Annotated in this window: 8 protein-coding genes; 6 read left to right on the forward strand and 2 right to left on the reverse strand. The window is 63.9% G+C overall.

All coding sequences use genetic code 11. The features are described 5' to 3' along the window. Positions 1-938 (reverse strand): oligopeptide:H+ symporter (locus ABIV12_RS01700; protein WP_348055588.1); only part of this gene is annotated, 938 nt, incomplete at its 3' end. 192 nt (positions 939-1,130) lie between these two features. Next, positions 1,131-1,907, reverse strand: a complete 777-nt coding sequence (locus ABIV12_RS01705) for an SH3 domain-containing protein (protein ID WP_348055590.1) — start codon at positions 1,905-1,907, stop codon at positions 1,131-1,133. 174 nt (positions 1,908-2,081) lie between these two features. Between ABIV12_RS01705 and ABIV12_RS01710 the strand changes: the two genes are divergently transcribed. The 6 genes from ABIV12_RS01710 to cphA form a co-directional block, all read left to right on the forward strand. Continuing rightward, the gene (locus ABIV12_RS01710) at positions 2,082-4,136 is read left to right on the forward strand and encodes a S9 family peptidase (protein WP_348055592.1); all 2,055 of its coding nucleotides are present in this window, start codon (positions 2,082-2,084) and stop codon (positions 4,134-4,136) included. 8 nt (positions 4,137-4,144) lie between these two features. Beyond that, positions 4,145-4,669, forward strand: coding sequence for a thioredoxin family protein (locus ABIV12_RS01715; RefSeq protein WP_348055594.1), 525 nt, complete (start codon positions 4,145-4,147; stop codon positions 4,667-4,669). 65 nt (positions 4,670-4,734) lie between these two features. Next, a complete protein-coding gene (locus ABIV12_RS01720) occupies positions 4,735-5,403 on the forward strand; it encodes a hypothetical protein (RefSeq protein WP_348055596.1) in 669 nt (222 codons plus the stop codon). A gap of 2 nt (positions 5,404-5,405) precedes the next feature. Further along, positions 5,406-6,584 carry a beta-aspartyl-peptidase gene (gene iadA, locus ABIV12_RS01725; RefSeq protein WP_348055598.1) on the forward strand — a complete coding sequence of 393 codons (1,179 nt, stop codon included), beginning with the start codon at positions 5,406-5,408 and terminating at the stop codon, positions 6,582-6,584. 456 nt (positions 6,585-7,040) lie between these two features. Further along, positions 7,041-7,889 carry a cyanophycinase gene (locus ABIV12_RS01730; protein ID WP_348055600.1) on the forward strand — a complete coding sequence of 283 codons (849 nt, stop codon included), beginning with the start codon at positions 7,041-7,043 and terminating at the stop codon, positions 7,887-7,889. 29 nt (positions 7,890-7,918) lie between these two features. After that, the coding region (gene cphA / locus ABIV12_RS01735; protein ID WP_348055602.1) for a cyanophycin synthetase at positions 7,919-10,151 on the forward strand (2,233 nt) is incomplete at its 3' end.

Here is a 10,151-nt window from a genome sequence, read left to right on the forward strand (position 1 = left end):
ACGATGAACATCTGTTCGCGTTCCACCTTCGTGCAGCGGGTGAACATGAACCACAGGATTCCGACCAGCAGGCACAGCGTGACGAGATGCATGCCGAGCACGACCGGGCTCGGTTCGAAAAAGCCCGGGATGATTTTCAGGAAAATCGAGTGCGCCTGGATCAGCGCCCAGATCACGAACAGGCCAGCAATCGCGCCAAGGTAGATCAGATGTTCGCGCGACAGCGGCCCGAACACGCGTTCGCGCAACGCGGCAGGTTCGCGCGGCTCCGCATGACCCATCAGGTATTTCTGGCCGACGATGAAGTTGACGAGGCCTGCAATCATGCCCACGCCGGCAGCGCCGAATCCCCAGCCCCAGCCGTACGTTTCGCCGAGCCAACCGCACAGCAGTCCCGACACGGTGGCGCCGATGTTGATGCCTGCGTAAAAAATGCTGAAACCCGAATCGCGGCGCGGATCGTTCTCGCGATAGAGCTTGCCGACGATCGTCGAGATGTTGGGCTTCAGAAATCCCACACCCATGATGATCAACGCGAGCGAAAAGTAGAACACCTGCAACGCCGCCGCGTCGCGTGTGACCACACCGTCGACCGACACCGCCGGCGTGCCTTCGATCGCCATGCCGAGATGGCCGAGCACCAGCAGGACGCCGCCAAACACCACCGCCTTGCGCATGCCGAGCCAGCGGTCTGCGAGCAAACCTCCGATCACCGGCATCGCGTAGACGAGTCCACCGTATGCGCCGATGAGGTTGTAGCCGTTGTCGTCCGAAAACAGGTGGTACTTGGTGAGATACAGCAGCAGAAGCGCCTTCATTCCGTAGAACGAAAAGCGCTCCCACATCTCGGTGAAAAAGCAGACGTAGAGACCCTTGGGATGGCCGAAGATTTCAGCCGGCGCTGAATGAGCAGCGCCGGCGGCGGGAGCAACAGGCATGCGGGTCTTCGGCAATCGGGCGGAAATTCAGTATAGCGATGCCGATCGACTCGCCACGTTGATCATCGTGGATGCACACCGCAGGCAGGACGCGCAGGCTGCGGCGGGTGCCAACTGGAGATCAATCCGGCTGAACGCCGGCCGCGTTGCGCGCGGTCGGCCTGTAATGGCGGTGCGGGTCACCGGCGACGATCAGCGATGCTTGTCGCCGCGATCCTTGCCGCCCCGCGATGGCGTGCCGCCGCGCTGACCCGCCTTGCCGCGTGACTGCGACGGTCCATGCGACTGCACTGGACGCGGCGCGTTGTGCACTGCCGCCGGACGTCCACCCGGACGGCCGTTCCCGTGCGTGACGGACTGTTGCTTCGCTGGACGGCCGTTGTAGGCCGGCCGATGCGCAATCCCAGGTCGATTGGCCACCGCCGGACGATTCGCCGGGTAACTGTGTCCTTGTCCGGGACGCCGCCCCGGCGCGTAGACCGGCCCGTGTGAAATTCCGTGGCCGCTGCGGTAGTCGCCATTGCCATGGCCAGCATGCCCGCCATGCCAGCCCGATGGACGCGGCGGAGGACGATGACCCCAGCCATGGTGCCACCAGCGATCACGCTGGCGATACCACGACCGTCCGCGATAGTGGTTGTCCCAGTAGGCACCGAGCGCGAACGCGACGATCGGAATGCCGATGCGTGCGCCGTAGTCGGTGACGACAACGCGCTGACCCTCGTATGCTTCCTCGACATAGGTGCCGGCGACCCAGCCGCGATCCGGCCCTGCAACAACATCGCACCAGGTCCAGCCATCGATGCAGCCCTGGATCGACACCGGTACACCCGCGGGCAGCTGGGTGATCGCCGGATAGCCACTGTCGGGGCCTGCGCGCAGATTGACGGTGGCGCTGACGTAGCCGTCGGAGGCATGTGCCGCGACCGGCAGCAGCGCGAGCGCAAACAGGCAAAGGATTCGCTTCATGGAACACCTCGTGGATGATCGCAATGGTCTTGTCTACAGCCAATTCATGCGAAACGCCACGCATTGGGAATTGTCGGTCGCGTCGGGTTCATGCGGTCGCGTGACGTGTTGCGCGGGAACTTGGTCGAAAACCGGCCAGCGCTTACCATCGCGCCTTTCCATCCGGGATCTGCCATGAAACCGATTTTTGCCGCAACACTGCTCCTCGTCGCCGCGCCGACGTTTGCCGCCGTGCATCCGTTCGACGTGCATGATCTGGTGATGATGCAGCGCGTCAGTGCTCCGGCGCTGTCGCCCGATGGCAAGACCATTGCGTTTCAGGTCCGCGAAACCGACTACGCCGCGAACAAGGGAAGCACCGGCATCTGGACCGTTCCAATGGGGGGCGGCAAGGCGTCGCGCGTCACCGATACGACCTTGAATGCGAGTGGCGCACAGTGGGCCGGCGACGGATCCTTGCTGTTCCTCGCAGCGAAAGACGGAGTCAACCAGCTGTGGCAGGTCGACGCGAAAGGCGGCGCCGCGCACCAGGTGACCACGTTCGGACTCGACGTCAACAACTACAGGCAGTCGCCCGACGGCAAGCAGGTGTTGCTGTCGATCGACGTGTTCACCGATTGCCCGACGCTTGCGTGCACGAAGAAGAAGCTCGACGATCGCAAGGCCGACAAGGCCAGCGGCACCCTCTACGACAAGCTGTTCGTGCGCCACTGGGACACGTGGGCCGATGGCCGCCGCTCGCAGCTCTTCATTGCCGACATCGACAACGGCAAGGTCGGCGACGAACCGCGGCTGCTCAGTCAGCGCATCGACGGCGACGTGTCGTCCAAGCCGTTTGGCGACGAGAATGAATACGCGTTTTCGCCGGATGGCCAGACGGTGTATTTCGGTGCACGGATCGCCGGCAAGACCGAACCGTGGTCGACCAACTTCGATCTGTACGCGGTGCCCGCTGACGGCTCGACCGCACCGCGCAACCTCACCGCCGACAATCCGGCATGGGATGCGAATCCGCTGCCGTCGGCCGATGGCAAGACGCTGTACTACACCGCGATGAAGCGCGCCGGTTTCGAAGCCGATCGTTTCGGCATCATGGCGATGGATCTGGCCAGCGGCACGACACGCGAGGTCGATCCGCAGTGGGATCGTTCGGCATCGCCGATGAAGATCTCCGTCGACGGGCACACGCTCTACACCACCAGTGACGACGCGGGTGACCTTGCGCTGTTCTCGATCGACATCGCCACCGGCAAGGCCAGCAAGATCGTCGCCGCCGGCAGCGTCACCGGTTTCGACGTTGGAAAGAACGGGCTGGTGATCGCGCGGCAGGATTTCAAACACCCGACCGACCTGTACTCCGCGTCCGCGAACGGCAAGAGTCTGAAGCAGCTGACCCGGTTCAATGCGGACACGCTCAAGGACATCCGCTTCGGCGACGCCGAGTTCTTCACGTTCAAGGGACACGGCGGCGACACCGTTCAAGGCTACGTGGTGAAGCCGGTTGGTTTTCGTGCGGGCACCAGGTACCCGGTCGCCTTCATCATCCACGGTGGCCCGCAGGGTGCGATGACCAACGACTTCCACTACCGCTGGAATGCGCAGACGTACGCCGGGCAGGGGTTCGCCGTGGTGACGATCAATTTCCATGGCTCGACCGGCTACGGCCAGAAGTTCACCGATGCGATCTCCGGCGACTGGGGCGGTGCGCCGCTCGAAGACCTCAAGCTCGGCTGGGCTGCTGCGCAGGACAAGTACGCGTTTCTGGACGGCAACCGCGCGTGCGCACTGGGCGCGTCGTATGGCGGCTACATGGCGTACTGGATCGCCGGCGTGTGGAACGAGCCGTGGAAGTGCATCGTGGCGCACGACGGCGTGTTCGACAGCCGCATGATGAGCTACTCGACAGAAGAGCTGTGGTTCGACGAATGGGAACACGCCGGCAAGACGCAGTACGAGGACCCTGCCGCGTACGAAAAGTACAACCCGATCGACCACGTGAAAGACTGGCGAGTGCCGTTGCTGGTGATCCACAGCGACCAGGATTTCCGCATCCCGCTCGAACAGGGCCTTGCCGCGTTCACCGCGGCGCAGCGCCAGGGCATCCCGAGCGAGTTCCTGCGGTTCCCCGACGAAAACCACTGGATCCTCAAACCCCACAACAGCGTGCAGTGGCATGACACGGTGAATGCGTGGCTGAAGAAGTGGACGGCGGCGCCTGCCAGCAAGTGAGCCGTGTGGTGGCCCTTCGGACATGGATGATGTGCGCGCTCGCCGCCGTTGCGATCGTCGATCGCGCGGTTGCGGACGATGGCTACGATCCGCATGCGGATGTGATCGCGCTGCGACACACGGATGAGGCGTTGCGCGAAACGTATGCGAAGGGCAAGCGCATGATGCTCCCGCGCGTGCTGTTGTTCGACGCGCAGATGAAGCCCCTGGTGGCGCAGTTCGGTTGGGGACCGACGATGGAACGCAAGCTCGACCTCGCTCTGAAAAAGCACGAGCCGATGCCGTCGCCGATCACGATGGAGATGACGCTGGGCGAAACGCTCACTCCGTCAGGACACGCGGTGACGGTCGCCGAACTACCGAAGGCAGACGGCTACGTGGTCGATTACTGGGCCGTCTGGTGTGGGCCCTGCCACGCGTTTGAACGTGACATCATCAAGCAAATGCATCGTTGGCACGACCAGGGAAAACGCGTTGTGTGGCTGAAGATCGAATCCGATCCTGAAAAACTGTCGAAAGACCGCAAGTCGTGAACGCTGTCGGACCGCGCGAGTGTCCACCCCGCCGGCCTACCCAATGCACATCGAAGGAAGACACCATGGATTGTCGTCATGCGTCGCGCAGTCGCACCAAACCGCTGGTTGCACGACTCGCGGGAGCCCTGTTGTCGCTCTGCCTCGCGCCATGCGTGGCAGGCGCCGTCGAGTTCCCGGTGACGGGCACGATCTCGGTCAATGGCAATCCCGGTGCGCTGCCTTCCGGCGGTCATTTCGGCGACTCGACCTACGACGCGGCGACGGGCGACCTTTCTGCCGGGAAGTTCACGTTCCCGCAGGCGACGACGACCTTCCATTCCGATGCGCTCAACGTCGATGTGACGGTAAATTACCAGCTGAGTCAAACCAACTCGGCTACGGGACAGGTTGCAATGGACGGTGTGGCTGCACTTTCCACCGTGCAGATGAAATTGCAGATTGTTTCCGCATTCGCTGCCGGCGTGGTTCCGATTCCAGTTGGAACCTGCATTTTCCAGCCGATCGACCTCGAGTTGGCCGGCACCGGCGCGGCGGGCGGACTCGACCTCAGCGACGACAGCTTCACTATTCCCCAGGTCGGCCCCAACGATTGCGGCGGCAATGGCGACGAGATCAACAGCGGTATCGCCGGTAGCAACAACAGCATGCAGATTCAAATGGCCGGTGACTTCACTCCACCATCGGCCAACGACACGATCTTCATCGACGGCTTCGACGCGTCGAACCGCTAGCCATGGGCAGCCTGCTGATTCGCAATGCACGCGTGTTCGCGCCCGATCCACTGGGCGTCGTCCACCTGCTGATCGGCGGCGGCCGCATCCTGTGGATCGGCACCGACGATCTCGCGCTTCCGCACGTGCTCGGAACTGACGTCATCGATCTCGAAGGCCGTCGTCTGATCCCCGGTCTGATCGACGGCCACGTGCACGTGACCGGTGGCGGCGGTGAGGCAGGATTCCGCTCCCGCGTTCCACCGCTCGGAATTTCGCGCTTCACGCGCGCCGGCGTCACCACGGTGATCGGCCTGCTCGGCACCGACGATGTTGCACGCGGTCCGCGCGATCTGCTCGCAAGCGTGTACGGGCTGCGCGAGGAGGGGCTGTCTGCCTACGCCTGGACCGGCGGCTATCACGTGCCGCCGGCAACGCTCACCGGCAGCGTGCGCAGCGATCTGGTGTTCATCGAAGCGTTGATCGGCGTCGGCGAAATCGCGATCAGCGATCATCGATCGAGCCAGCCGACCCTCGACGAACTGCTGCGGATTGCGTCCGATGCGCATGTCGCCGGCCTGATGACCGGCAAGGCGGGAATCCTTCACCTGCATCTCGGCGACGGCGTGCGCGGACTCGATCTCGTGCGCCGGGCGCTGGAAGCAAGCGAACTACCGCCGCGCGTGTTTCATCCGACCCACGTGAATCGCCGCAAGGCGCTTTTCGACGAAGCGCTGTCGCTTGCCACGCGCGGCAGCACGATCGACATCACCGCGTTCCCGGTCGACGAGGGCGAGGATGCGTGGAGTGCGGCGGATGCGCTGCTGCGCTATCTCGACAGCGGTGCGCCAGCGAATCGCGTGACGATCAGTTCGGACGCGGGTGGATGCCTGCCGTGTTTCGACGGCGATGGACACGTGACCCACATGGACGTCGGCGATGCGGGTGCACTGTTGTCGACGCTGGCAGAACTGGTGTCGCGCGGGGTGCCGCTCGAGCGTGCACTCCCCGCGTTCACTGCCAATCCCGCAACACTGTTGCGCCTCCCGCGCAAAGGCCATATCGCGGTTGGCGTGGATGCGGATCTCGTCGCGCTCGACGAGCACGGGGCGGCACATGACGTCATTGCTGGCGGCGTGTCGCATGTGCGCGGCGGGCGGATTGTGAGGTCGGGGATGTTCGAGGGTTTGCCGCAGGGCTAGTCGATGGGCGTCGCCAAACTTGAGCCGCGGCACTCGCAGCGTCGAATGCGCTCCTGCTTAGAGCGCCCCCTTCCGCCTTCGGCACGTGAACGCATGCCGTCCCTGGCATGCGCCCTTCGGGCAGCTGTGCTGTTCAAAGTGGCAGTCCTGCCGCTTTGTCCCCCGTTGCGCAGGGGAAGGAAAATCGTAGCGGTCGAATGGCTCGACATGTGGGCTTTTTCGTCCGCGGCGCACCGCGGGTACATCGCATCGACCTCGGCCGTTCCTTCCCCTGCGCAGCGGGGGAAGGTGCCCGGAGGGCGGAAGGGGGCAGCTCTTGATCCTGGCCTGCAAAGGGGTCAACTCCCGAAGGCAATTCAACGGTCCACCCCTTCCATTCAGCTCTTCGATTGCAGGCCGGCCCGCGTCCGTGTACAGATACCGTCACGCTCCAGTATTCACGAGGCAACACCCAGCATGAGTCCCAGCAAGGTCCGCGACGGTACGGAGCGCGGCTGGATCGTCCCGATCGGCGGTGCCGAAGACAAGGAAAACGATGCGCGGATTCTCGAGCGCTTCGTCAACCTGTGCGGCGGCGAGGACGCCGATATCGTGGTGATCCCGACTGCGAGTCAGATGGCCGACACTGGCGAGCGCTACGAAACGATCTTCTCCGGGCTCGGAGCGAGACGGGTGACATCGCTCGATTTCGACACGCGTCGCGATGCCGAAGAGGGGAACCGCCTCGAACGCATCGAGCAGGCCAGCGGCATTTTTTTCACCGGCGGCAATCAGCTGCGCATCGCGACGATGCTCGGCGGCACGTCGATTGCGCGACTGATCCGTTCGCGCAACGCAGAAGGTGTCCACGTCGGCGGCACCAGCGCCGGTGCGAGCATCCTGTCCGAACACATGATCGCGTTCGGCAAGGAAGGGTCGTCGCCGACTGCCGGCAGTGTGCGCCTTGCGCCTGGCCTCGGGCTCACCAATCGATTCGTGATCGACCAGCATTTCCGTCAGCGCGACCGTCTCGGGCGGCTGCTTGCGGCGCTCGCCTACAATCCGTTCGCGGTCGGCATCGGCCTCGACGAGGACACGGCGGCGTTCATCCGCCCGGACAACGTGCTCGAAGTGGAAGGGAGCGGGGCAGTCACGGTGGTCGACGCGAGCGAGTTGCAATTCTCGTCGATGGACCGGGCCGGGGAAGATGATCCGGTCTGCCTGCTCGGCCTCAAGATCCATATCCTGATCGCTGGTGCGACGTTCAACCTGCACACGAAGCAGGCGAGCGCCGGCACGCTGGCGTCGCCAAAGAAAACCCACTGAGCGGAACTGCCAAAGGGACACATTCCAGCATGCGCATACTCGATCGTTCCGTTTTCGTCGGCCCTTCGCTGTACGCGCACTTCCCGGTGATCCGGCTCGAACTGGATCTCGGCGAACTCGAGAAATGGCCGACGGGCCGATTGGGCGCCGCGTTCGTCGATGGACTCGTCGCTGCGCTGCCGGGTCTTTCCGAGCACGGCTGCTCGTATCGCGAGCCCGGCGGGTTCCTCCGTCGCATGCGCGAAGGCGAGGGCACATGGCTCGGGCATGTGCTCGAACACGTCGCGATCGAATTGCAGAACGTCGCGGGCGAAGATGTCACCTTCGGCAAGACGCGCAGCGTCGACAGGCCCGGCGTCTATTCGGTGGTCTACGAATACGCGCAGCGCGAAGAAGGCCTCGCTGCCGGCGACCTCGGCCTGCGACTTCTGAACTCATTGCTTCCGGCGGGTCTCCGCACCCGCAACAGCGTGCCCGACGAATGGGAATGGCCGGCAGCGCGCGACGAATTCATCCGTTACGCGCAGCGCCGGGCGCTCGGCCCGTCGACCGCTTCCCTGGTGCGCGCGGCGGAAGAACGCAACATTCCGTGGCTGCGCCTCAACGGCCAGTCGCTGGTGCAACTGGGCCACGGCAAATACCAGCAGCGCATCCAGGCGACGGTCACCGGCAAGACGTCGCACATCGCCGTCGAGCTTGCCAGCGACAAGGAAGAAACCAACAAGATCCTCGCCACACTCGGATTGCCGGTGCCGCGACAGGAACTGGTGCAGACCGAGGAGTTGGCATTGCGTGCGGCGCGCCGGCTTGGCTTTCCGGTGGTGACAAAACCCTACAACGGCAACCATGGGCGCGGTATTTCGATCCATCTGATGACCGATGAGGAGGTGTGCGTCGGCTTTGCCGCCGCCCAGGCGATTTCGCGCTCGGTGATCGTCGAGAACTTCGTCAGCGGCGACGACCATCGGCTGCTGGTGGTCAATGGAGACCTGGTCGCTGCGACCAAGCGGACTCCCGGGCACGTGGTCGGTGACGGCACGCGAACGATTGCCGAACTGGTCGAGATCGTCAATTCCGATCCGCGTCGCGGCGTCGGTCACGAAAAAGTGCTCACCCGCATCGAACTCGATGCGCAGGCCGACATGATGATGGAGCGTGTGCACTACACGCCGACGTCGGTGCCGAAAGCGGACGAAATTGTCTACCTGCGTTCGACAGCAAACCTGTCGACCGGCGGCACCGCGACCGATGTCACCGACATCATCCATCCGGACAACCGCGACATGGCGGTCCGCGCGATCCGCGCGATCGGACTCGACGTCGGCGGTGTGGATTTCCTGTCGACCAACATTGCCGAAAGCTACAAGACCGTGGGCGGCGGCATTTGTGAAGTGAACGCGGCGCCGGGTTTTCGCATGCACGTGAGCCCGAGCGAAGGAACTCCGCGCGACGCGGCGGGCCCGGTCGTCGACATGCTGTTTCCACCCGGCGCGCCGTCGCGCGTGCCAATCGCCGCAGTCACCGGCACGAACGGCAAGACCACCACCGCGCGCATCCTCGCGCACATCACCAAGATGGGTGGATTCACTCCAGGTCTGACGACGACCGACGGCGTCTACATCGACGGCCAGCGGACCGTCGAAGGCGACATGACCGGACCTGTGTCGGCGCGGATGGTGCTGTCCGATCCGCACATCGACATCGCCGTGCTCGAAACGGCACGTGGTGGGCTGTTGCGCGCGGGCATGGGGGTGCGCGAGGTCAACGTCGGCGCGGTGCTCAACATCCAGTCGGATCATCTCGGCATGAAGGGCATCGACACGCTCGATCAACTCGCCGAATTGAAGCGCATCGTCGTCGAGATCGCGCAGGATTGCGCGGTGCTCAATGCGGATGATCCGAACGTGTTGAAGATGTCCGGTTATACCGAGGCGAAAGTGATTTGCTACGTGACGATGAATCCGTCGCATGCGCTGGTGCGCGAGCACGTGCGTGCGGGTGGACGCGCGTGCGCGCTCGAAGCGGGCGTGAATGGCGCGATGATCACGTTGTACGACAAGGGCAGTCACATTCCGCTGCTGTGGACGCACCTCATTCCCGCAACGATGGAAGGCCGCGCGCTGCACAACGTGCAAAACGCGATGTTCGCCGCTGCGATGGCGTTCGCGCTCGGCATCAAGCTCGATGCGATCCGCCAGGGCTTGCGCACGTTCGACACCACGTTCTATCAGGCGCCGGGCCGGATGAACGTGTTCAACGAAC

It is taken from the genome of Dokdonella sp. (assembly GCF_039926425.1).
Taxonomy (GTDB): Bacteria; Pseudomonadota; Gammaproteobacteria; order Xanthomonadales; family Rhodanobacteraceae; genus Dokdonella_A.

Coding starts and splice junctions, on each gene's coding strand:
- ABIV12_RS01705 (WP_348055590.1), bottom strand. CDS start 1,907: ATGAAGCGAATCCTTTGCCTGTTTGCGCTCGCGCTGCTGCCGGTCGCG.
- ABIV12_RS01710 (WP_348055592.1), top strand. CDS start 2,082: ATGAAACCGATTTTTGCCGCAACACTGCTCCTCGTCGCCGCGCCGACG.
- ABIV12_RS01720 (WP_348055596.1), top strand. CDS start 4,735: ATGGATTGTCGTCATGCGTCGCGCAGTCGCACCAAACCGCTGGTTGCA.
- iadA (WP_348055598.1), top strand. CDS start 5,406: ATGGGCAGCCTGCTGATTCGCAATGCACGCGTGTTCGCGCCCGATCCA.
- ABIV12_RS01730 (WP_348055600.1), top strand. CDS start 7,041: ATGAGTCCCAGCAAGGTCCGCGACGGTACGGAGCGCGGCTGGATCGTC.